Source organism: Clostridioides sp. ZZV14-6009 (genome assembly GCF_020658095.1).
Taxonomy (GTDB): domain Bacteria; phylum Bacillota; class Clostridia; order Peptostreptococcales; family Peptostreptococcaceae; genus Clostridioides.
The window spans coordinates 285612-310453 of record NZ_JAGWDG010000002.1; the positions used below are offsets into that span (position 1 = coordinate 285612).

Below are 24842 nucleotides of genomic sequence, written 5' to 3' on the forward strand. Positions count from 1 at the left end.
TATCACCATCCTTTTATAATACTCTCCTAGCTGTATTAAAATCTTTTCTACTGCTTAACTTACTTATTTTAACTACATCACCTTTTTTTGGAGCATGTAAAAACTCTCCATTGCCTATATATAGTCCAACATGGCTGACTGGATTATGAAAAAATACTAAATCTCCTGCTTGAAGATTTTTTTGTTCTACTTTCTTGCCTTTTTTAGATTGTTGATTTGACGTTCTTGGTAAACTAACATTAACTTTTTTAAAACAATAGACCATTAAACCAGAACAGTCAAAACTACTTGGTCCATTTCCACCCCATTTATAAGGTTTACCTAGATGTTTTTTTGCTTCTGATATTACTATTTTAGCTTTATCAGATACATTACCAGAATAACCACCAATAATAATTTTTCCTTTTCTTCTTCCAAATTTACTAGCTTCTTCAACATTTCCAAATAAAATATCTATGTGGTATGTTCCATTCTTTTCTATGGTTATTGCAGGTCCTACATCATTTACTTTATAGACTCCATCACGACCAGAAACTCCTGTAATTACCTGTATTTCATCTCCATAGTTCAATAGAGGATGTTTATTTAAAAACTCTTTTGTATAATAAGTTTGCTCATATTTACCAACCATAGGAGCAGCACAAGTTTTTTTAGATGGGTCAAGTTTTTTCTTTCTACAATCTGTATCTCCACCTTCTTCTTTTCTAGGACAGTAAGCTGTAAATTCTGCTGTAAACTCTTTTCCCCCTGTATAACCTTCTCCTCCTAAATTACTTTCTTCCTTAGGTTCATCCTGTCCTGCTGATTTTTCATCCATAAGATTTTGAAAATTAAGTTCAAGTTCAATTTGATACTCTCCATTTTGCCAGGTATGCTTATCTGTATCTATATAAAATAGTCCTACAAGCTTTGTATAAGAATCTTTAACTTTTACCCCTCTACCAGTTATACAACTTACATCTCCATAACCTTTAAGAGAACAGCTTTTTTCTATACCTTTAAACTCACTATCCACATCTACATCTTGATTCTCTTGTTGCTGAATTACTTTTTGTATTATTACATTTACTTCTTTAAAAATTTCATTATCTATTTTTTCACTAATTTTACTTCCATACTGGTCTACTACTATTACCTTATTTTTTACATTTTCCATACTCTCTGAAAAGGTGGTATTTATAATATTAAATTCCTCTTCAAACATAACACTTAATGTAACAGTTCCTTTTTCAATAACATTAAACTTATCTAAATTGGCTTCTATCATATACTTTTTCTTTGTCTTTTTACTTGCCTCTGTATATGCACTCATTATCGTGTCATATCCATTTACTCCTATAAACATCTTAGTATACTTAACATTAGTCTTTGCTATTGTACCAACTGCAAGCTTATTTTCAGCAAATACTTGCTTTGCTATATCTTCAACTAACTTGTCTTTAAAATTGTATGACACTTCACTTTGTGTAAGTAGAAATCCCATATCTTTGGATACAAAACTAATTTCATTACTACTTGAATCTTTAGACCTATTAATTATCATTCCTCTAAAAAGCTCTTTCTCATCTAAATAAAAACAAATCGTACTAGCTATTGGTATATCTATTTGTTGAAAATTCACATCAAAAGAGGATTGGATTATTGAAAACTCTAGAGTTCTTGATGGAGATTTATAATCACCTGACCAAGAAACTTTATCTACTATATCAGTTATATCATATATACTTCCATTTTTTATGTGTACCCAAATTTTAATAATAAAAAATCACCTGCCTTTTCATTTAACTCTATCAGCAGTTATTTACAACTTATTACCCATAATAGCTATTTTTTTGGAGTTACCTTTGGTATTTTTATTCTTTTATACTCTTTTAAGTCTAATGTGAAATACACATCTCGAGTCCCATCTCTTTCTTCATAGTTAAATCCCTCAATTATGACCTCCATATTTATATTTGTTTCTGTAATTGTAAACCTTAATATAAGCCCTTCATTCATCCATTTTTCAATCTTATTTACACAGTCATATGGCGATGGAAAACCTGTATAATCACAGAAAGTATAGTCTTTATTTGGAAAAAAACTTGACATTGAAATACTTTTAAGAGCTACACCTCCAAAAGTCGCTATCTCACCTATTTTGAGTATACTAGAAGAGTTTACAGCAGCTTTTCCATTAATACTAAAGGAAGATGGAAATACTGGAAATCTAAATCTATCTTCTGCTTGTCTAAGCCACATTTCCATTATAATACACCTCCCAATTGTGCCATTTTTATACTTGAAACTAATTTTGATGTAACTTTTTCTATGTCAGCTTCTTCTCTAATTACTATTGTATCAGCTAACTTGGCTATGCTTATATTTCCACCACTTTTTCCGCTTCTATATTGATTGGCTTCTTGTTTAGTTAGAACCATTTCCCCCTCATGAAGCCTTGTTGGGTAGTCATTATAAGGTACATAATTTAATCCAAAGGCATTTCCAAACAATGCATTTATATCAGGATTTGTACCTGAATCATGAGCTAATCCACTGTCCATACCTTCTTTTTCATATTTCTTTCTTCTCTCTGTAATATATTTACCTATTTTAGCAGTTATAGGGCTTTCATTTATAGACTTAACCATCTTCTTCCATGAATCGCAAATTAAATTTATAAAATCAGATAAGTTTTTTAATGCATCAAGAAAAGAATCTAAAAGTGGCTCCAAAAACTTCCATGCCTCTTCTAAAATTGGACCTAATGTTTCCCATACAGTTTTCCATACATTACCCATAGTTTCAATAAAATAATTTATTTGTGGAGCATGCTCTCCTAAAAAGGTAAAGATTCTCGTAATAATGGGACTAACAGCCTCAACTACAGGTCCTATCAACTGAAATGCTGTAGTTACTATCGTACCAAATATGCTTATTAACCCTTGTGCAATTGGTGATTTATTGTTTATACTGTCTAGTAAATTATTTACTAAGTTTACTACTGGTAATAATGAATCTATCAGTGCAGTAAAGTCAATATTTTGTAATAGGGTACTTCCTGTGTTAACAATTGCTTTTGGAGCATTCCCTATCATTCTTGCTGCACTATTTTCAAAATTTTCTTGTTTATTTTCAGCCATCATTTTACGTTTTTCAACTTCACTAGAAAGTCTAAATTGAGTAGAATCAGGAATCCTTTTTTTATTCTTTATACTTCTAAATTGCATTTGTTCATCTTTATTACTAGTAATTCCTCTACCATTCACTACATTACCTATCTTTTCAGCCATTCTTTTAGATAGACTAGCTAAATTTGATAACCCACTTTCTATAAAAGTTTTTATTTTCTTTATTCCTTGACCTAAAATATCATCGAAAGGTTTAACAATACTCTTCAAACCATTATTAATACTTGTTTGAGCAGCAGCTATTATACCTGGTATTGTTTCACTCATTTCTTTAGCTAGTCCCATTTGCTTTATACTTATACCTTCCAATGCTTCATCAAAAGTTTTATAATTTTCTCCTACCAAAGTATTAAGAGATTCCATATTACCCTTTGCTGCACTTAAAAAAGCTGCTGATACATCTTGTGTGCTACTTGTATCCATATTTAAAGCTCTAACATCTACCATAGCCTGAGTTATATCTTCTTCTTTTTTACCCCCAGTAATATTACTAATCATTTTAGCTTTAGTTCCCATTGCAACAACATCTTCAGGATCAAAAGGTGTATCATTTGCCATATCTACTAAACGATCATAATACTTATCAACATCTTTTTTACTAGTACTCCCAGTATTTCTTTTCATTACACTTTCTAGGACAACTTTCTGATTTTGCTCTTGACCAAGTAAGTCAACACCCTTTTTCACAGCAACACTTATAGTAGCACCATTTGTTAAATCTGATATCTTCCCCTTTATAGAACTAAGTATTCCACTCGCCATATCCTTTACAGCTATTGCACCTGTCCATACCTTCCCTGCAAACAATCTCAACTTAGGAAATACCTTACTTATAATACTACTTGCCATATCTTTAAGATTAACAATTCCTTGCCAGCTATTTTTAATAAAGTATTTCAATTTTTCCAAGAGATTACTTACAACACCCTTAGCTGTATCCTTTATTTTTATTACAACTGGCCATGCTTTGTCACTAATCTTTTTTAACTTTTCAAGTACTTTACCAAGTGCCTTTTTTGCACTTGAATTTTCTATCTTTAGCCTTATATTAGAAGCAAGGCTTCTTAAGAAACTTATTTTTGAATTAGCTTTTTCAATCTCTTTAGCTTTAAAATCAAATATTATTATAATTTTGGCATTTGAGTTCAATTCATTTTTCTTTTGAATCAGCTTACTGAAATAATCAATAATCATAGCTATAGTTACTGCTAGTCTCATAATACTTCCATTTAAACTTCCAATCGTTCCTGAAGTAGCATTTATACTAGAACTTAACTTTGTCATAGTGGAACTTGCACTACTAGCAGTAGTCTGAACTTTTCTTAAAGAAGAATTCAAACTATTTAATCTACTACTTGCACTTCCAATAGAATTTTTTATACTACTAGCCATCACATTAGTTGAAAGTGAAACCGCCACAGTTGCTCTTCTAAAAGTATCCGTTACTGATATAATTTGATTCATCTTTGGAGTGTAATTATCTGTAAGATACATATTTATACCTTCTTCTCTTACATTACCCACTATATACCACCTCCCGTCAAAGGACAAACTCCATATCCATGCTTCATTTTCTCAACTTCTTCCTCAATTTCTAAGGCGAAAAAAGCTTCAATAAGCTTTAATTCGCCTTTATCCATTGCATAAAAAAGGGACGGTCTAATACCTTTTTTCTTCCAATAATAATACATTATTGTCGTTTTAGTATCCGTCCCTATTAGTTTTTTACCTCTTCTATTACTGCATTTTTACCATAACCCATTACATCTTGAAGGATTCTGTATAAATTAGTAATTTCGCCTGGTAACAATAGCTTTCTCGCTAATTCCTTTGGAGTTGGAGCCTTAAATTTATCCATTAACTCCTTATTTTTAAATAAAAGATTTCCATCTAAATCACATATACCTTCTATAACTGTAAGCATCTGCATTTCTGGTAAATCTATATCTGTTTTCATATTCTCATCAATTTTAAGACATATATTTTGTATCTCTTCATCTTTACTTATTGTCAATGCTCTACACATTACTTTAAACTCTTGGCCAAATATATTAGATAATCTTTTTAGTTCAACTATAGTACTTGGTCTTTCTAAATTTTCTGTATCTGCATTTAAAAGTAAGTCTACTATATTTACATTTTTTGGTAATCCATTTTCACTCATTATTATTTACTCCTTTATCAATCAATTTCTATTCACTGACTGTCTATGTTTATTAACTACATTTATATATATTAACTATCCATACAAAACTAAATTATATCAAGGAAGTCATACTCAGTAAATGTAAAAGGAGCTTCTATTTCTCCTTTTACTCCAACTTCCCAATCAGCTAAAGTTAAATCATCAAAAGCTATGTTTTTTACTGCTATTCTTTCCGCTCCATAAGAATCTGGGTCATTTAGCTTAGATATAGCTACAAATCTAGGTTCAGAACCTCTTTTTATTTTCTCTCCAATTAACTTATGCATTCTTGAGCTAACATGATATAAAGTTATTGAACCTTTCCCTTTGTATCCCATATACTTCGTATCAGTTCCCATTTGACCTGCTATTATAATATCTTCTTTTGTAAATTCCATCTTTGCTTGAAATTTCTTTACTTCCGCTACTTTATCTCCATCAAGCCAAAGTTCTCCCCAAGTACCACTCATTACATTTCTAGCTTCCATATTTGCCATATTAACAATCCTCCTATATTTCTATTGATAAATCTATATCTTCCATAGCATCTAGTGCTTTTATTGTTGCTTTTAAAAATACTTTAGAGCCAGTATTAGCTTCTTTTATTTCTTGTGAAGTCATATAAGATAAATCTATTCCCTTTGATTTCAGATACGATTTTTGTGCTTCAAAATCTATTTCAACAGTAGAATTGGACTCTATAAGAGCAGATTTTTCTAGTTCTTCTAAATAACTTTTTATAGATACTATTAATAGACATTTATTATCGTAACTATTAGTAACTTTTCCTATATAGTCATCTATAATTACCTTTCTTATATCACTATGTATAATATCCAAAGTGTCAACTATCTTGATTTTTTGGAACATCTCTCCTTTTTCTTCAGTTAAATCAGTTAAAGAATTTATTCCTCTAGCAATTCTTATAGCTCCAGCTTCTTTAATAAGAATAAGCTCTCCATTATTAACTTTTGACTCTGCATCGGCTTTAGTAATTTTAGGTATATCAACAACATCACTAAGCTTAGTATAAGTTATTGATTGACTTAAAGGTGTCCCTGTTATAATACCAGCTATCCTACTCGTAAACTCATCAGCACTATACTTCTTTGTTCCAACTAGTGCATCTTCTGTAGTAAAATTAATTATTCCCTCATGATTTCCTGCAACTTTGCCCAATATAGCTTTAACTTTAACTTTGTCTGTATCTCTAAGTTTAATTATCCAGCTTTTGATAACAGTCTTATCAGCTTCTATTGCTTTAGGCATGCATAAATAATTAAATTCTTTAGTTTCTAAAAAGTCTAAGGCACTTTGAACCTCTTCCTCTTCTCCTAGCACATAAACTAATACTTTATTTGGTGCATTGACATTTCCCATCAAAGCCATATTTATATAGTCTTTATTTTCAACAGATAAATCAGCTGGTATATCTTCTTTTTCATGTATTTCATTGAATCCTAGTGCTTTGGTATCTTTAAGCACTATTGCAATTATTCCTCTAGCTGAACGCTCTTTAACAGTTGTAGCTAGCTCCTTAAATGATATATTGATACTTGGTAATCCCATAGCCATACTATCACTCTCCTAAGTTTAAATTTATTTCTTCCATATTTTCATATACTTCTTCTTCCTCATATATACTATCAAGAAAGTTTAATGTAATTGAAAAGTTCAATGTATAAATTGACTCTTCTTTTTTAATACTTTGTTCAATTTTAGTTATATTTAATTTTCTATTTCTTACATTTACAGTTCTATTAAATAGTTTATCAAGTTCATCTGAAACTTCATACATTCTTATATTATTTGATTGTGGTCTTGGTAAATATTTTATAGACATAACAACATCTTTGTTGTTTGTCTTTAACATTATGGGTGTACAAATAGCTGATACCATACTTACAAAAAAACAAGACCCTTCAGAGCCTTGCACACTTTCATCATCAATAAAAATACTTTCATCAAAACTTTTTTTAAGTATATCAATAATTGTTTCTAATATTTCTTTGTATTTAAGCAAATAATCACCACTCTATCACTAAATATTTTTTTACTTAATGTGACAATCTTCTTATGAGTAGCATAAGTAATTTTTAAAGATACATCTAATTTCTCTATTGTTATGCTCCCTCTATATTTTTAGGTAATATCATATTTTTCAATTCCTCACCTCCCTCACTGTAGATTTCTTTCACAATAACATTATCTCACATATTTTAGGGGCTGTTGTTGCTATAGTGTGTATAAAGTGTTGTAAAAGTGTTATGTTTTTTATAATATTTCACTTAGCTTACAAATCATCTTTTTCTTTAAGTTGTAGCAAGAAGTTCTATCTAAATGCAATTTCATAGAAATATATGTCATGTTATTTTTTGTCTTACTATTATAGAATAGATTAAAAAATTCCATTTCCATATCATTTAGACAAGTTAGAGCATTTTCTATTTTTTCCTTTTCTATTTCTATATCATCTTTTTCCATTTTTAATTTTCTTAATCTCTCCTCTTTTTTTACAACTTCATTTTCAACAGAAGAGCTTATATTATATGTAGTACTAGTCTTTTCAGTATAAACTACAGCTCCACATCCAAAGTATTCATTTTCACATCTTTTTATATCTAGGTTAATATTCTTTATTTTTACATCCAAATACTTGTAGTTATGTAATCTTTCATCTATTTCCTTAAGTAATATATCTTTTTTATTATCCATTATATTTCTCCTTTTTATATTTTATTGTCTTTAGCTTTAACTTTATAATGATAGTTTCTAATCAATAGTCTTATTGCAAATTCCACAACCTTTAAAGAACATTTTGTTCTATATATATTTAAAAAATTTTATCTATATTTTGTTCTAAAATAACAGAATTTTTTTATGCAAAATGAATCATAAATTTTTATGTTTCTTTCTATTCTTGATACATAATTATTTGTAATTCCTACTTTTTTCAAGTTTAGCTTGTGCCAGACTCATAGACTCTCTGTAATCTTTTAAATTATTTTTAAACATGCTTTTCTCCTCCTAGTATAATTAAGAATATTTTGTTCTTATCTATTACCATTATATAGAATTGTTTGTTCTTTATCAATATTTTTTTAGAAAAAATTATTCTTTTTTATTTTATCAGTTTTAATTTTTAGAACAATTTGTTATAATTTATACATAAGGTGGTGTTATAATGTTTGCCAAAAGATTAAGAGAACTTAGAAAGGAATTTGGATTTACTCAAAGAGAACTTGGTGAAAAAGTAGGAGTTTCTCAAAGAGTTTTAGGATACTATGAAACAGAAAACAGATTTCCTGATGAACATATTTTAAATAAATTGGCTGATGTATTTAATGTATCAGTTGATTACCTTCTTGGAAGAACCTTGGTTAAGGAAAATATTGACACTGTTGCGGCACATAGAAAAAATCCACATGAAGACTTGCCTGAAGAAGCTCAAGAACAACTTAATGATTATATAGAATTTTTACTAAATAAATATAAAAAAAAATAAACTATATAATGAGCAGATTTATTTCTCTGCTCTTTTAATATAACTTTTCATCAAACATACATTCTATATTAGGGGGATTTTTATGAATAATTTGGATAAACTTTTTGAATTAGCTTCTCAAGAAGAGATAGTAATTCATTATACCACTCATATTGCAGGTGACTTAGAAGGATTATATATAAACAGGCATGGTATAAAAGTTATATCATTACTCAATAACTTAAAACAAAATACCAATAAACTTACATCCATATTAGCAGAGGAGCTTGGACATCATTTCACTAGTTTTGGATACTATATATCCTCTTATAACGATTATTACACAAAAATCATTATAGACAAATGTGAAAATAAAGCTTTAAAATGGGCTTGTGAATTTTTAATTACAGAAGAAGATATAATAAATATAATTAATTCTGGTATTACTTGCGTTTATGAAATGGCTGACATACTTAATGTAGATATCAAATTTTTTCAAAAAAGATTGGAATTCTTATCATTAAAAAAACAAGCTTTACCACTTGGTAATAATAAATATCTTGTATTAACTAATTTGCCATATTTCTACATATTTGATCCAATTTCATAATAAAATGGTAGTAATTTTAATTGACTTAATAGCAAAAATCTATATATTTATTTTAGCAAATTTTGGTTTCTATAAACTCAATATTAATATATAATAATGATAGCACATTATTTAAAATTCTAAAAACAAATACATGCTTTTTTAAGAAAGGTTGTTTGATGAATGTATAAAGAAAAGTTTTTTGATAATTATTTTAAGTTCTTAGCACTATTTTTTTGGCCAATTATGTGGTATAAGTGGATAGTAATTTCAAATGGTACTCTTGAAAATACATTATTTACTGCTTATACAATTGTTGCAATTATTTACATCATTTTATACTCAATATTTATAATAAAATATAAAGACATTACACAAATAGATTTCTTTTACAGGATAAGCACTTTACTTGCATTTATATTTACTCTTTTTAGTTTCTTGATATATCCAAAGAGTTTATTTTTCTTGTATCTAAAGATAGTTTTTACTGGAATATATTTTTATTATTCAATAGTAAAAACACTTAAATTTAAACATGAAGAAGGAATAGTGGGAATTATGGCCTCAATTCTATTGATTGTAATCACCTTGTTCTATTAAATCTAAGTCTATTTGACTTAATATGACTTTAAATGTTAGACATATACATCGTTTTCTGATATTATTTAAGTTGGTAGCTTTATATTAATAATGAAATACACTATAAAAGGAGTTAACTATTATGGAAAATATGGAAAAACAAGTTTTAGTAACAGTTGGAGAAAAAGAGATAACTAATATCGATATTGAAAATGCATTAAAATCATTAGACCCTTATCAAGCAATGCAATTTAAAACTGAAGAAGGAAAAAAACATTTATTAAATGATTTAGTAAACCAAGAACTATTCTTCTTAGATGCTAAGGAAGAAAAATTAGATGAAGAAGAAGTATTTAAATTAGAAATGAAAAAGATAGAAGCAAATGTATTAAAGCAATTTGCTATAAATAAAGTTTTATCTAGTGTTGATGTAACAGAAGATGAAAAAGTAAAATTCTTTGAAGCTAATAAGAGCTCTTTTTCTAAACCAGAAAGCGCAACTGCTAAACATATACTAGTAGATAGTGATGAAAAAGCTAAAGAAATACTTGCTCAAATAAAATCAGAAGAAATATCTTTTGAAGATGCTGCTATTAAACATTCTTCTTGCCCATCTAAAGATATGGGTGGTGATTTAGGAACATTCGGTAGAGGACAAATGGTTCCTGAGTTTGAAGAAGCTGTATTCTCTATGGCTAAAGGTGAAGTAAGTGAGCCAGTTAAAACTCAATTTGGATACCATATAATAAAGTTAGAAGACCTTCAAGAAAGTACAGAATCTACATTTGATGAAGTTGAAGCTGAAGTTGAAAAAAGTTTATTATACCAAAAACAAAATGAAGTTTATGGAAATAAAATAAATGCTCTTAACGCTAAATATGGAAATCTTGTAAAATACAACGACTAATAATAAAACAACAGATAAAAAAAGCTGTCTTATCTATAATTCTTAGAAAAGACAGCTTTTATATTAAAGTTTAAGAATTTAATTTCATATTATTATTCTTTTATTACAAAGAATAGAAGTAGAAACTTGAAAAGTTTCAAAAAATTTTCTAATTATCATCTGCTAAATTTTTATATCCACGTATTATCTCATAACAATAACCTATTACATCTCTTCTTTTTATTATTCCAATAAATGTATCTTGGTCATCTATAACAGGAATAAAATTTTGATTTAAAGATTTTATTACTAAATCTTCAATGTCTGCATTGATGGAAACAGGAGAATTATCCATTTTTCTATTGATATCTGTTACTGGAACATCTTCCAATCCTTTTAGGTCCAGATTTAAGTCGTTTTTTAATGTCCATAAAAAATCACCTTCTGTTATAGTTCCAATATATTTACCCTCTTTGCTTATTATTGGAATCGCAGAGTATTTGTGATATTCCATTTTTTCTAGGGCTTGCCTTATAGTGTAGTCTTCATATATATATGCTACTTCACTTTTTGGTGTTAGAAAGAATAATATGTTCATTACACTACCCACCGTTACCGAAAACTTACAAATATTATCCAATATTTATAATGTTACTTTTTTGCAGTAACTTTCTCCTTTCTCATTTTCTAAGTATTTTTTAGATACTATACGCTGTAACAAGCGTTTTTCTTTTAATAGCTTTAAATGTCTATGCTTTATTAATATTTTTGTATGGTCTATCAGCGTCACTTATTCTTTTTATAGAAAATTAACTAGAGATTAATTGACTTAAACTTAGCCATAATAATTTTACTCTACACTATTAATTTTAACATATTTATCTTATTATTAATGCCTTTATTTTAATAATTTTAATTTATTTTGAAATTAATTTAGTTTCCAAAAAACTGAAAAAACCGCTAAACGATTAGCGGCTTATCTGTCATATTACTAGAATACTAATATATATGAATTTTTAATTATAATCTAACTACATTAGCAGCTTGAGGACCTTTAGCTCCATCTACTACTTCGAATTCAACACTTTGTCCTTCTTCTAATGATTTGTATCCATCTCCTGTTATAGCTGAGAAATGTACGAAAACATCTCCTTCACCTTCTACAGATATAAATCCAAATCCTTTTTCATTGTTAAACCATTTAACTACACCAGTTTTCATTAATAAATCCTCCTAAAAAAACACAATTATTTAGCTACTATTTCCTGTAACCTTATTACTACTTTATCACATATAGCTATGTTTGTCAATTATTATTATTTTTATACATTAATAAGCATTTTTTTTAATTTATAATATTAAATCATTGTTATCTTTTATACTTTATTTTTCTTTATACATTTTTAATAGTTTATTTTTATTATATGGAATCTTATAGATTTATCACTCCAACCTAAATCCCATGGCACAAGCATTCTATCAGTATTATGACAGGTTACCAAAGGATATCCTCTTGAATCCAATCCTGTTACAGTTGAAACATGTGTTATTCTACCTTTTTTTTCATATCCTACAAAATCTCCAGGACGTAGATTATAAGCTTCTTTGTAAACATCTTCGTAAGAACCTTTAGCTATTAATGAGCCTCTTCCACTATAGAGAGCATAATTTTTAAAAGCTTGTGCATTTACCCATGCTTTTGTTCCTGCTCTTTCACTATAATTCCAAATTGAATTTTTCTTAAACTTTCCACTTTCAAACATTATCTGTGATGCAAAGTTGGCACAATCTCCACCTTCTGGATTATAATCTCTATAATTTGGATTAAACTTCATACCATGTTCTTCGTCTGCTGCTGCTCCACAGTATTTATGTGCATAATCTATAGCCTTCTTTTGCTCCTCTGTGAGCTGTAGCTCTACAGCATTTTGTTGACCAATATAGCTTCTTATATCATCAGATTTTATATTTTCTAAATTTAAAGAATCTGCAAAAGGGTCTGTATACCACTCTTTAGTTATGACATATTGATTATCTATGATTTTTACATTTAGATAATGATATGTACCTATTCTAAATGCATTTTCTTTGTCCTTTTGATTTTCATATGAGTACTTATACTCAGTTGATACAGAACATATTATGCCATATAAGTCTTTTTCTTTTTCTTTTATTTTTTTAACTTTGACTCTTGTTTTTATATCTTTAAACTTTACACCTTGTTTACTAGACCAATTTTCTAAATACTTCATCTTTTTTACTTCATTTTCATAAGCCCAAAGACCAAACTTTTTTTCTGTCTCATAAAGGCCTTTTAAAATATTTTCATTTTTCTCCAATATTGCCTTATTTCTGTAGTCAAATAAATTTTCAAGCAATAGCTTATACTGGTCTTTTACATCATCACCTTCAACAGTAGCAGATTCTATAACTTTTTCTTTCATATTTTTCATACTTAAATCATTAATTAAAAATACACCTGCTGTAGTAGCTAAAGATAAAAATACAAATGCCATTATACCTTTGATGTACTTATTTTTATTTTTCAGTATTTTCAAAGCTACACCTCCCAAATAGTACACCTTACGAATAAATTCACAAAAAAGCTGTTATTATATATAATAATTTTCATATTTAATAATTCTCTATCTTATTATGTCCAATATTAAAAATTAATTGTATTGATACACTGTTTTTTTTACAAATTTTTATTTTATAATCTACTTTTTTCTTTTTTTTATAGTAATATATATGTATATAAATATTTTGTTATCATTATGATTAATACATACTAATGGAGGGTTTTTTATGCAAAAAAAAGTCGCAGCAATTAATGACTTATCTGGAATAGGAAAATGTTCATTATCAGTTGCTATACCTATACTTTCAGCATTAAAGGTTCAATGTTGTCCATTTCCAACAGCTATACTTTCAAGTCAAACTGGTTATCCTGAGTTTACATTTTTAGATTGTACTGATGAGATGGTAAAATATTCAACTGTTTGGAAAAATTTAAAAGTCAACTTTGACAGTATATATAGTGGTTTTTTAGGTTCAAAACATCAAATTGAAATAGTGGCAAATTTTATAAATGATTATCCAAATGCTTTTATTGTAGTTGACCCTGTAATGGGTGATAATGGAATTATGTATCCAATCTTTACAGAAGAAATGAGACATGAAATTAAAGAATTAGTTAGACATTCAGATTTAACTACTCCTAATTTAACAGAAGCCTGTTTCTTAACTGGAAATGACTATACAAAAAAGGATTATAATAGAGATGAACTTATAAATATTGCAAAGTCTGTATCTTCTTTAGGACCTAGTAAGGTTGTAATCACAGGCATATTAGAAGATGATAATATATTAAATTTAGCTTATGATAGAGATACTGACCATGTATTTTTTACATCAGTTAAATACAATAATTGCTCTTATAGTGGAACAGGAGACATATTTACATCTATACTTTGTGGTATGTTAGTGAATAAATATGATTTGGGAATGGCTGTTAATATAGCAACTGACTTTATATATAAAACTATAAATTACACATCTCAATTTGATACCAATAGAAATGATGGGGTTATGTTTGAAAACTTTTTATCAGATTTAACTAGTATATAAAATTCAAAAAAATTATCCATTTTGCAAATACCTATAATATAAAATTTAGGTATTTAAAAAATGGATATTATTTATTAAATTATTGGTATTTCAATTGTTACCATGGCACCACCAGTTTTTATAGAGTTTTCAATATACAAAGTCCCATCATGTTTTTGGACAATATTATTTACAATGTATAGACCCATACCGTAATGAGATTTAGAGTTCCTACTTAAATCACCTGTATAAAATTGTTCTTTAGCTTTTGATAAATCTTCCTTAGAAAAACCTCTTCCACAATCTGTAATTACAAATTTTAAGTATCTTTGATTTACTAATACATCAAAATATAAATTACTTTGATTTGTTGAATAATCAATAGCATTTGAAATTATATTCATAATAGCTCTAAATAATAATTCTCTATCTATTATTATATTCTTAGGTAAATCATCTTGCTTATAAAATTCCACACTTAAACTTTTTGTACTGGAGAGTGCTTCTATTTGCACCAAAACATCCTCTATAAATTTATCAATATTAATACTTTCTTTATTAATCATATAACCTTTATCTGCTTTAGATATGTATATTAGAGTATTAATATATTTTTCTATCTGAGTAGCGCTATTTGCTATATATTCCATATATTCTAATAGCTCAGCATTTTCATTTATTTCAATTAATAAATCAGTATTTCCATGTATAATGGTTAATGGTGTCTTTATATCATGTGCTAATGCAGATATCTGTTCTTTTCGAGTTTCTTCCAGTCTCCACTGCTTTTCTAAAGAATCTTTTAATGCTAACTTCATTTTTTCTATAGAAAAAAGAACATTGTCAATTTCATAAATATCACTAGACTCTATTGTAAAATCTAAATCTTGCTGTTGTATTTTTTCTGTAGCATTTTTCAAAAGGTCCATTTTTGCATTAATTTTTTTACCAAAGGATTTTGATAGTATAACCATTTCAATAAAAAATGCTATAACAAAAATAATAATCCCTAATACTTCTGGTTTTGGTAAATATTTTCTTAAAGCTGGAGAATTAAATTCTGATACTATATCATATCTTATTATACATACTTCATTTGGTCTAAAAAGTTTTATATAATTGTCTGACGAATGGCCGCTTTTTACTTCGATACCTTTCATTAAATTCCAGGTTTCTTTTGCTTCTTCATTATTAAAAGTTCCTGAAGTTAATCTACCATCTAAAGTATAGATTCCATAATCACAAAAATCTGGTATTATATCTTTAGTTACTTTTTCACTTGAAATAATTTCATCTTTATATTTATAGATTTGCTTTTCTGCATAATTGGATGGCAATACTACTCCTAATGATAATAACACAGAAAACAAAAATACTAAAAGAATTCCCAAAGTAATTGTTATAACAAAGAATACAGATAAATATCTTACAAAAATAGTTCTTAACTTTACAACTTTTTTATTATTAAACTTTTTTTCCCAAAACATTCGTATCATATCCTCCAAACAGTTTAATTAACAAATAAACAACTATGTATCTGATTATTTTTATCTCTTTTATGCTATCAAATTATACTATAATATAATAATACAAATAATCTAAATAAACAATTAGTTATTTTATTCTTCAGATTTCTTACCTTCCCATTTAGAAAACCAAATACATAAAATTACAAATGCAAAAATAGTTGCAAAACCACAAATTAAACCTATTAACTGAAACTCTTGAATGGATTCAATTTCTTTAGAACTTGAAAAAGATGCCCAAACACTTACAAATCTAACGCCCCATGCACAAGGAATATATTGCCATATACCATCTCCTAGTCCAGTTAGTAATAGTGCTGAGAGTAAAGTTTCCACTATACCTACTCCAATTGATGCTCCTTTTCCAAATCTCAAACTTAAGAATAAATGTAATATATATTCAAATAGATTACTTCCAACTAAAATTAAAATTGAAATCATATAAAAACTTAGTGTAAAAAGATTATCATTAAAAATAGTATTTATACCAAATTTAAAACCTAAAACAGAAACTAATGTTGCTCCAAAACCAAGGCATATTAAAATTATATATTTACTCATGAGTGTAAGGTATTTTGGATTAGATGCTGTTAGTATATGCTTATAATTTCCTGAGTAATATTCTTGTTCAACACACATTGAACACATAATACTTGATAATAAAGGAAAAGCTATAGCTATAACTTGTAAATATACTACTATCTTTGATATACTATCATAACCTGAAATATTGTAATATCCTAAAAATAAGCCTATTCCTACTAATACAATACAAAAGTGTATTAGTACTATGTAAGTTCTTTTTAGTTTTATCAAGTCAGAATTAAATAGTCTTATTAGTTGTGCCATATTATTTCACCTCTCTATTTTTAAACCAAACACTTGTAGCTAAAGTAAATAATATAAATAAAACAATAGATATTAATATCCCTGGTAAAATAACATTAGTACTTAAAAGTTCATTCCCTTCTGGTACAGGAAGCCCATTTGGTAAAATATGCAATACCGCAGCCATTAATCTTGATGGAATTGAATATGGAAATAAGTACCATGAACTTGTAGTTGAAAAAACAGCTACTCCAAGCACAGTGAAAAACATATTTATTAAAACTGTAATAAACAAACCAAATTTTGAAGCTAAAAACATACAAAGTGGAATTTGCCACATAAATAGTAAGATAAGTACTATAGTTCCAATAATATTTTGATTTATTAAAATAGTTTTCTTATAAACTACTCCAATAAAAACTATCCCTATCATGAAAATAATTGAAGATATACAAAGTATAATGGTACAATAAAGTATTTTTCCAGTCCAGATATTTTTTTTGTCAACTGGCAATGACAAGACACCTTGATACTTCTTTTTTTCATCTTTTTGTACTACTAAAGAACAAATTAAAGTTATTGCTCCTGGAAGAAACATAGTATACCACCAATTGTAAGTACCATTTTGTCCTCCACCTAGTCCAAAACAGATAAGTATAGAAAATATTGGGGCTATCCAAGACAATCTCATTCCAAAAGTTCTTTTCATCTTTTGGAACTCTGCTCTAACAAATCTTTCCATCTTACTTACCTCTCTTTCTATTTTCAGCTACAACTTTCATAAAAAGTTCTTCTAAATTTTGTTCTTTTGATACTTCTCCTTGATACCCTATTACTCCATTAGAAATTATTCCAATTTCATCTACAACTTGCTCAACCTCAGACAAAATATGACTTGATAAAATAACTGTAATTCCTTGCTTTGGAAAAGAACGAATCAATTCTCTAAGTTCTTCAATTCCAATAGGGTCAAGTCCATTTGTAGGCTCATCTAAGATTAAAAGTTTTGGGTGATTTAATAATGCGATAGCAATACCAAGACGCTGCTTCATACCTAGAGAAAACTGACCTGAACGCTTTTTAAAAGTATCTCTTAAATCAACAATCTCTAAAACTTCTTCAATGCGAGAGTCAGGAAGACCAAGTAATGTAGTATGAACTTTTAGATTCTCTCTTGCTGTTAAATTCTCATATATAGCAGGTGATTCAATAAGAGACCCAATGTTTGCTAAGTCTTTTCTAGTCCATCTATGACCTTCAAATAATATCTTTCCAGAAGTGGGGTTTAAAATCCCTGTTATCATTTTTAATAAAGTAGATTTCCCTGCTCCATTTGGTCCTAATAATCCATAAATAGAATTATGTTTAATTGCAATTGAAATATTATTAACTGCAGCCTGCTCCTTAAATTTTTTAGAAACTCCTTTTACCTCCAAAATATAATTACTCATAATTTTCATCCTTTCTTTTGTCAAACTTATTTACAAGAATCATTTTAAATCATAAATATAAGGATTTTATAAGGATTAAAAAATTATAAAAAAAAATGATGTGCTTTTAAATAAAACACATCATTTCTTATGTTAACTCTATTAATTCTCCATTGTAGTATATCTCTACTTCTTCAACCCAAATACTATTATCATCTTCTTGAATGACATTTTTGATAATATTATTTATAGTATATATTATATTTTGTTCATTTAAATAATCCTCTTTCCAAGAAACTCTCCCCTTTTCATCAGGTTCAACTAAGTTTATCTTTACTAGACTATCTTTTTCCTGAACTTCAACTTCCATATCTAAACCATTAAAATACTCATGTGATAAAGTATCTAAGATTAACTGTAGTTTATCTTTTAATGTACTTTCTTCATCTATTTGCAAGTATTTTACTATCTTTTCATCCTTTGAAACTATCTCTATAGGTATTTTAGCTGTTTTTTTAGGATTAATTGTATCAGTTTCTTCTTTGATGTCTTCACCTTTCTTTACAACTGCAGAATCTCTAGAATCAACCAATTCTACTTTGTCAACTTTATAATCCATACATGCTGTACTCAATAAAGTAGTAGCAATTATTAAAAAACTTACTGCTATTTTATTCATAAGTATCCCTCTCCCAATTCTATTTCGATACTTATTATACCATAGTATAGACTATATTTTTATACTTTTAGGTCAATTTATTAATTATAGTAATAAATTATTTACATTTCTAATTTATTTGAATTTATTTTTATAGTATACTCTTGTTCTAAATTCGACAAGTTTTCATTTAAAAGCCCTTTTATTTCTCTTATATTTTTATATGAGTTATGATTTTCTTCACTGTGTTCATATCCATCTGAACTATCACTGTATTCTTCTGCTTCATCATTAATATCTTCTATTCTTTCTTTAGACTTTATGTCGCAATTAAACTTATACTTATTTACTGGTAGAGTAAGACTTACTTTAGAATTTGGAACATCTATATCTAAATTTTTAGCAATTGGAAAATCACAATATATGCTAAAGTTGTTATCATAATGCGAATTCCTACCTATTTTTTCCTTTATGTTTATATTTTCAGGTATATATTGTTCTACATTATTGACAAATATGTCTTCATATTCTGAAGATATATCTAATGATTCTGATTCTATATTTACGTTTTTAACACCTAAAACTGATTTTGTAGATAATTCAAGATTATTACTAGATATTAAATTTAATGTATCTAGCTTATTTATATTATTTTCAGTTATAACTCTCTCAAATCTTCCATAAGAACTCTTATATGTTATATTATTTGAAGCTACATTATCATATACTAATAGAGATGAATCTACACTTGATACATTTATATCTACATTATTTGGTACATAGATTACTATTTCCCTATAATCTCCTGAAAACATACTATTTATAGATGTATTAAATAATTGGTCAAAATTTTTAATTTTTTTAACACGATTTTCATATTTTCGTTCACCTTTTACAACTAATGTCTTATCCTTTAAAGTTACATTATATTTGTAAAACTCATTATTTCCCCTTGTTGTCACACGTACATCTTCACTTGAGTGTCTCTTTATCATAACATTTATATTGTCAACAGATACATCTAACTTGTCAATATTTACTTTTTCTTGATAAAGTTTATTTTCTTTTTTAAATTCAGCTTCTTTTTCGAGTCCAAAGTTTATTAAACTTGGCATAACTAAAATCCCTGACCATGTTGTTCCAATTATACCTATTACTAATAAAACCGCAGCAAATATGGCAAGTTTCTTATTCATGTTTATCTTCTCCTTTCTTATCATCTATCTCTTCAAAATCTTTATACATTGACTCAAAATTTATGCTATCATCATTGTAATTATCAGATTCCTTTATATCTTCTTTTTCTATATTGTAATAATCATCATATAAATCTTCATCACTATCTTTATTCAAATCTTTCTCACTTAAAGTATCTTTATTTCTTTTTTCCATCTTTTCATTTGCATTTATATAAATGTTTTTTCTCTTTATCCAATTTATATAACTACTTAACAATTGTTTGCCTAACTTTATAACAAACAGTAAAATTTGCCATGCCAGTATCTCTAAACCTATAAATGCTATAGTCGCAAATATACAAAACATTGTAACATCTGGAACCATTGAAATAAATTTAATTACAAATGGAATTGATATGACAAAAGCAATCAATGTACATACTAACCCAATAGCAACTGAAATAATAGCACATACAAATGCAAATGCTGGAATAATCAATAATAAGGATAAAAATACTAATAAAATCTTTATAGCTTCTCTAGATACTCCTACAACACCTTCTTCTATACTTGGAGTAAGTTTATCATTTACTCTTTCTTTCGATTTATTGTATTTTTCTTTAGCTTCATCTTTTAAAATAGAATATCCCTTTTTCATATCTAACTTGAATTTACTAAACTTATCATTTAAAATATCTGTGTTTATTATTTTTTCATCTTCAATGTTTTTTTCTTTCGTCTGTAGAATAAGTTCTCTTGCTATAGATTTTGGTGAACCAAGTGATGATATTATCTCCATATCACTCTTTCCTTCTATAATCCCATCTACAAAATATTCTTCATAATCTCTCAATATATCATTAACTTCGCTCTCAGAAAAATCCTTTCTTAGATAATCCTTTAAAATTTCCAGAAACTCAGTTTTATTCAAGTTCATTACCTCCCTCATCTTCACTTATTAAAATCTCAACAGCCTTTACAAATTCTCTCCATTCTTCCATCAAATTGGATAAGTTTTCTTTTCCTAGTGAAGTTATTCTATAGTATTTTCTAGCAGGACCCTCATTAGATTCTAGTATATATGTTTCAAAATACAAATCTTTTGTCAGTCTTCTTAGAATAGGATATATCGTTCCTTCATTTACATCTATTACTTTAGAAATATTATGTACTATTTCATATCCATACATATCTTTTTTAGATATTAGCGCGAGTACACAAATTTCTAAGACACCCTTTCTAAATTGTGTGTTCATATACTCCATCCTTTCTTTAAATACACAGTATTGTGTTTTACAAGGTACTATGTTAAAACTTCTTATGCTTTCATAATAACACAGTACTATGTTTTACACAATAGTTATTTTTTAATATTATTATTGATTAAATTCTTCTGTAAATGTATAATACTCTAATCAGATATATTTTATGAAAGTGGTGATAAATTGTCTAAAACAAAAGAAGATAAAACTATATTAATCTTAACAGCTCAATTTGGTGCTGGTCATATAAGTGCTGCAAAAGCAGTTAAGGAATGTATCATTGAAAAATATAGTAATTACAATGTTGTTATACAAAACTTTATAAATGCAAGTATCCCTATGATGAATAAGCCTATGGTGAAGCTTTATGAAAACAATACAAAATATACTCCTGGATTATATAATTATTATTACTATTTTAAGAAATCGTTTGACTCAAGACATGATTTCTCTCATAAATTATATACACCTAAACTTTCTGAGTATATTTCTGATATAAATCCAGATTTGATTATCTCTACATTTCCACTAGCAGCTGCTTGTGTAAATAATTTTAAGATAAAAAATCCTGACATAAATATACCCACATTGACAGTTATTACAGATGTTGTAGACAGTATGGAATGGGTTTTTGAAAATACAGATTTATATTTTGTTCCATCTCCAGAGATAAAAAATAGATTTTTTCAAAAAGGAATAAACCCAGATTCCATAAAAGTTACTGGAGTTCCTGTAGATAAGAGATTCCAGATTGAAAGTAAAGAACCTTGTTATGGAAAATATAGATTATTGCTTTTAGGAGGAGGAAGAGGTCTATTTGATATAGATGAGGATTTTATGCATTGGATAGATGACTTTATTGAAGAACATATTAATTCCATAGAGATTACAATAGTTACAGGTAAAAATAAAAAACTATATGATAATTTAACTCATAAAAAACCTCTAAAAAATATAAAAGTACTTGGATTTGTAAATGATATGTACAATCTAATAGAAGAATGTGACTTAATGTTGACTAAACCTGGAGGAGCAACTATATTTGAAGCAATCCAGTCTCAAACTCCAGTGCTCGTAAAAATGCCAAAAGTTGGTCAAGAAATTGAAAATGCCAAATTTATAATAGATAAGGGTCTTGGAATGATTTACAGCGATGACCTAGACCTAAAAAATATATTTTATAAGTTAGTGTCAAATGAATTTGATTCTATAATAAATTTTATGAAAAAGAATCTAGAAGAATTTAAAACAGTCATTCATCCAGATGAAATTGCTGATTATATATCAGAATTAATAGATAATCAATATAATTAATTTAGATTAATTTTATTGTAAAACTTAAAATCAAAAATTAAAGGCAATTGAGTATGGTTTTTACATTTGAGATTTAACTCAAAATGATTTAATCATACTTAATTGCCTTTATAATATCAAAATCAAATTATTATCATTTTATCTTAGTATATATTTTTCTTGTATTGCATATATAATTGTTGTATTTCTTCCATGCTTCTCTTTAGTTCTATTTGTAAATCCGAAGCAGTTTGATAATCTTTATTTTCTACAGCTTCTCTTACTCTAGTAAATAGTGATTCTCTAGTTAAAGTGTCTTTCATAATATTAAACTTTAAGTCTGATATTGAATTCCAAACTACTTCATCAAGTGCATCCATATTTTCTTTTGTGTGTACTTTTACAATACTTCTTATCTTTTGAATTCCCGCTTCTATTATTCTAGTTTTTAATTTTTTTTGCCACTTATCTATTGCCCCAACTTTAAATGATTCTATTATGCTATCAGTAAATACATCGCCTTGTTTTAAAGATTTTAATTTAGAAGCATATATCTCTAGATTTTTCATATTTTCATAAACTGTTGCTGGAGGTGTTCCAAATCTTGCATTTCTTTCTTCTAAATTATAATGTTCAAATACATCATTTTCATCTCTATATGCTCTGTCTTTTTCTAAATAGAAACTTTCTTCTCCCACATTTTTAGATAATTCTTTTTCTAGTTCTTTAGTACTAAGTCCACTCTTAGCTGCTGCTTTTATACCATCTAACATTGTTTGATAACATCCTGCTATTACTAGATAAGTATTAGATAGAGGACTTGGTGATCTTAACTCAAATCTTACAGTCTTTGGATTCTTTATATCTCTTATTAACCCAACAAGTACTGACCTATTTCTAGATGGCATTTCATAACTATGACCTAAAGATGTAACTATACATACAGGTGCTTCAAATCCAGGAACTAGTCTATTAAATCCATCATTAGAAGCTGTTACAATTGGATTTAATACTTCATAATTATAAAGAAGTCCCATAAGAGCTCCATACCCTAATTCACTTAGATAATCTTCTTTTAAATCTTTTGGAGCAAATAAGTTTTTGCTACTTCCATCTTTTAATTTTGCACTTACTCCTACATGTGTATGACCACCACTTCCTGCAACTCCATGAATTGGCTTTGCTTTAAATGTGACTTCTAATCCATGTGATGTAAATACATCTTCTATAACATCTCTTACTAATAATTCATTATCTGCCGCTTGTAATGGTGTAGAAAACTTCCAAGAAACCTCTAATTGCTCCATAGCATGGTTTGTCTTTCCATCTATACTTATAGAACTTTGAATTCCACCAACCTCTTTATGAGCCATTTCAGGGCTTACACCTAGCTTTTGAAGTATTATTAAACTTTGTTCTAGACAAGTTCTTATAATACCATGAGTTCTTTTCCAGTATTGTTCTTTTAAGCTTTGTGATACATATAATTTTTCTAAGTCAGCCTTATCTTCAGGAGTATTAACCCAAAATTCAAGTTCTGTAGCTGCTGTTAACATTATTTCTTCTATATCATCTACTGAGTTTATTCCTATATTGTTTATTACATGTGGATATTCTCTAAATATTTCAAACATAGATTTCTTAAAATATTTATCTGCTTTTTGAAGAATTCCCCTAGAACATACTTTTTTATTATCATGTATTAGAAATGCAGGTATCTTTAATGTTCCTACAGGTAATCCTGCTTCTTCATCTATGTATTCCATATTGTAATCTACATACCAATGACAACTTTTATCTGGCATTAAGTCTACTTTTGCATTATTTAGTGTTGCTATATTATAAAGCTCAACACTTGAACCATCAGTTTGTATAGCTGATTCTAAGAATTTATCTATATCCTCTAAAAATAATTCTACAGGAATTTTTTCGTCTGTTGCATTTCCTCCTAAGTCAACACCCATTAAAGAAACGAATCTTATGTTTTTATTGCTCTTTAGGATTTCTCTTATCTCTTCATTGGTATGCTTATCTTTCTCTATTACATATAATAAACTCTCCATCTTTTCACTCTCCTATGATTTTTGTGTAAATTTTATTTTATTAAATATACAAGATAAAATTCATTTTTCCTTATGTTTATGAATTTTTCTTGCAAAACATTC

26 protein-coding genes are annotated in these 24842 nt (G+C 27.7%); 5 read left to right on the forward strand and 21 right to left on the reverse strand.

What is annotated here, in order from left to right; all coding sequences use genetic code 11:
* Positions 1-13: 13 nt before the first annotated feature.
* From KGF36_RS04630 to KGF36_RS04670, 9 genes are all read right to left on the reverse strand, one after another.
* Positions 14-1543, reverse strand: a complete 1530-nt coding sequence (locus tag KGF36_RS04630) for an NlpC/P60 family protein (RefSeq protein ID WP_227854576.1) — start codon at positions 1541-1543, stop codon at positions 14-16.
* A 281-nt stretch (positions 1544-1824) separates the two neighbouring features.
* Positions 1825-2247 carry a phage baseplate protein gene (locus KGF36_RS04635; RefSeq protein WP_227827237.1) on the reverse strand — a complete coding sequence of 141 codons (423 nt, stop codon included), beginning with the start codon at positions 2245-2247 and terminating at the stop codon, positions 1825-1827.
* Entirely contained in the window at positions 2247-4694 is a 2448-nt protein-coding gene (locus KGF36_RS04640) for a hypothetical protein (protein WP_227827236.1), read from the reverse strand. Before KGF36_RS04640 ends, KGF36_RS04635 begins: the two co-directional genes overlap by 1 nt.
* Positions 4694-4861 (reverse strand): hypothetical protein, encoded by a 168-nt coding sequence (locus KGF36_RS04645; RefSeq protein ID WP_074080522.1) that lies wholly within the window; start codon positions 4859-4861, stop codon positions 4694-4696. The genes KGF36_RS04640 and KGF36_RS04645 overlap by 1 nt, the downstream gene beginning before the upstream one ends.
* Positions 4862-4887: 26 nt before the next feature.
* Positions 4888-5334, reverse strand: a complete 447-nt coding sequence (locus KGF36_RS04650) for a phage tail assembly chaperone (protein ID WP_227827235.1) — start codon at positions 5332-5334, stop codon at positions 4888-4890.
* Between the two features lie 89 nt (positions 5335-5423).
* Positions 5424-5852, reverse strand: a complete 429-nt coding sequence (locus KGF36_RS04655; RefSeq protein WP_009896262.1) for a phage tail tube protein — start codon at positions 5850-5852, stop codon at positions 5424-5426.
* Positions 5853-5865: 13 nt separating this feature from the next.
* Positions 5866-6930, reverse strand: coding sequence for a phage tail sheath subtilisin-like domain-containing protein (locus tag KGF36_RS04660; RefSeq protein WP_227854577.1), 1065 nt, complete (start codon positions 6928-6930; stop codon positions 5866-5868).
* A gap of 4 nt (positions 6931-6934) precedes the next feature.
* A complete protein-coding gene (locus KGF36_RS04665; protein ID WP_227850162.1) occupies positions 6935-7378 on the reverse strand; it encodes a DUF6838 family protein in 444 nt (147 codons plus the stop codon).
* Between the two features lie 251 nt (positions 7379-7629).
* Entirely contained in the window at positions 7630-8070 is a 441-nt protein-coding gene (locus tag KGF36_RS04670; protein WP_227841959.1) for a hypothetical protein, read from the reverse strand.
* Positions 8071-8539: 469 nt separating this feature from the next.
* On the opposite strand from KGF36_RS04670, the gene KGF36_RS04675 reads away from it, so the two are divergent.
* From KGF36_RS04675 to KGF36_RS04685, 3 genes are all read left to right on the forward strand, one after another.
* On the forward strand, positions 8540-8860 hold the full coding sequence (locus KGF36_RS04675) for an XRE family transcriptional regulator (protein WP_227434265.1): 321 nt from the start codon (positions 8540-8542) through the stop codon (positions 8858-8860).
* A gap of 82 nt (positions 8861-8942) precedes the next feature.
* Positions 8943-9449 carry a hypothetical protein gene (locus KGF36_RS04680; RefSeq protein ID WP_227850161.1) on the forward strand — a complete coding sequence of 169 codons (507 nt, stop codon included), beginning with the start codon at positions 8943-8945 and terminating at the stop codon, positions 9447-9449.
* 709 nt (positions 9450-10158) lie between these two features.
* Positions 10159-10914 (forward strand): peptidylprolyl isomerase, encoded by a 756-nt coding sequence (locus tag KGF36_RS04685; RefSeq protein ID WP_227827479.1) that lies wholly within the window; start codon positions 10159-10161, stop codon positions 10912-10914.
* 148 nt (positions 10915-11062) lie between these two features.
* Here KGF36_RS04685 and KGF36_RS04690 read toward each other — a convergent pair whose 3' ends face one another.
* The 3 genes from KGF36_RS04690 to KGF36_RS04700 form a co-directional block, all read right to left on the reverse strand.
* Positions 11063-11491 carry a CBS domain-containing protein gene (locus KGF36_RS04690; protein WP_227434263.1) on the reverse strand — a complete coding sequence of 143 codons (429 nt, stop codon included), beginning with the start codon at positions 11489-11491 and terminating at the stop codon, positions 11063-11065.
* Between the two features lie 422 nt (positions 11492-11913).
* Positions 11914-12114 (reverse strand): cold-shock protein, encoded by a 201-nt coding sequence (locus KGF36_RS04695; RefSeq protein ID WP_227434262.1) that lies wholly within the window; start codon positions 12112-12114, stop codon positions 11914-11916.
* A gap of 182 nt (positions 12115-12296) precedes the next feature.
* Positions 12297-13451 (reverse strand): amidase domain-containing protein, encoded by a 1155-nt coding sequence (locus KGF36_RS04700; protein ID WP_227827229.1) that lies wholly within the window; start codon positions 13449-13451, stop codon positions 12297-12299.
* Between the two features lie 250 nt (positions 13452-13701).
* Here KGF36_RS04700 and KGF36_RS04705 point away from each other — a divergent pair, with 250 nt between their 5' ends.
* Positions 13702-14523 carry a pyridoxamine kinase gene (locus KGF36_RS04705; protein WP_227850160.1) on the forward strand — a complete coding sequence of 274 codons (822 nt, stop codon included), beginning with the start codon at positions 13702-13704 and terminating at the stop codon, positions 14521-14523.
* Positions 14524-14597: 74 nt separating this feature from the next.
* On the opposite strand, the gene KGF36_RS04710 is transcribed toward KGF36_RS04705, so the two are convergent.
* From KGF36_RS04710 to KGF36_RS04745, 8 genes are all read right to left on the reverse strand, one after another.
* Positions 14598-15989: a sensor histidine kinase gene (locus tag KGF36_RS04710; protein ID WP_227827227.1), complete on the reverse strand. Its 1392-nt coding sequence runs from the start codon at positions 15987-15989 to the stop codon at positions 14598-14600.
* A gap of 132 nt (positions 15990-16121) precedes the next feature.
* On the reverse strand, positions 16122-16877 hold the full coding sequence (locus KGF36_RS04715) for a lantibiotic immunity ABC transporter MutG family permease subunit (protein ID WP_227827226.1): 756 nt from the start codon (positions 16875-16877) through the stop codon (positions 16122-16124).
* A gap of 1 nt (position 16878) precedes the next feature.
* On the reverse strand, positions 16879-17598 hold the full coding sequence (locus KGF36_RS04720) for a lantibiotic immunity ABC transporter MutE/EpiE family permease subunit (protein ID WP_227827225.1): 720 nt from the start codon (positions 17596-17598) through the stop codon (positions 16879-16881).
* A gap of 1 nt (position 17599) precedes the next feature.
* A complete protein-coding gene (locus KGF36_RS04725) occupies positions 17600-18307 on the reverse strand; it encodes a lantibiotic protection ABC transporter ATP-binding protein (RefSeq protein ID WP_227827224.1) in 708 nt (235 codons plus the stop codon).
* A gap of 127 nt (positions 18308-18434) precedes the next feature.
* Entirely contained in the window at positions 18435-18965 is a 531-nt protein-coding gene (locus KGF36_RS04730; RefSeq protein ID WP_227827223.1) for a hypothetical protein, read from the reverse strand.
* Positions 18966-19066: 101 nt separating this feature from the next.
* Entirely contained in the window at positions 19067-20140 is a 1074-nt protein-coding gene (locus KGF36_RS04735; protein WP_227827222.1) for a DUF4097 family beta strand repeat-containing protein, read from the reverse strand.
* Complete coding sequence (locus KGF36_RS04740; protein ID WP_227827221.1) at positions 20133-21059, reverse strand: DUF1700 domain-containing protein; 927 nt, start codon at positions 21057-21059, stop codon at positions 20133-20135. The genes KGF36_RS04735 and KGF36_RS04740 overlap by 8 nt, the downstream gene beginning before the upstream one ends.
* The gene (locus KGF36_RS04745) at positions 21046-21378 is read right to left on the reverse strand and encodes a PadR family transcriptional regulator (protein WP_009889116.1); all 333 of its coding nucleotides are present in this window, start codon (positions 21376-21378) and stop codon (positions 21046-21048) included. Before KGF36_RS04745 ends, KGF36_RS04740 begins: the two co-directional genes overlap by 14 nt.
* 189 nt (positions 21379-21567) lie before the next feature.
* On the opposite strand from KGF36_RS04745, the gene KGF36_RS04750 reads away from it, so the two are divergent.
* The gene (locus tag KGF36_RS04750) at positions 21568-22698 is read left to right on the forward strand and encodes an MGDG synthase family glycosyltransferase (RefSeq protein WP_227827220.1); all 1131 of its coding nucleotides are present in this window, start codon (positions 21568-21570) and stop codon (positions 22696-22698) included.
* 143 nt (positions 22699-22841) lie between these two features.
* On the opposite strand, the gene KGF36_RS04755 is transcribed toward KGF36_RS04750, so the two are convergent.
* Positions 22842-24740: a glutamine synthetase gene (locus tag KGF36_RS04755; protein ID WP_227827219.1), complete on the reverse strand. Its 1899-nt coding sequence runs from the start codon at positions 24738-24740 to the stop codon at positions 22842-22844.
* Positions 24741-24842 lie beyond the last annotated feature (102 nt).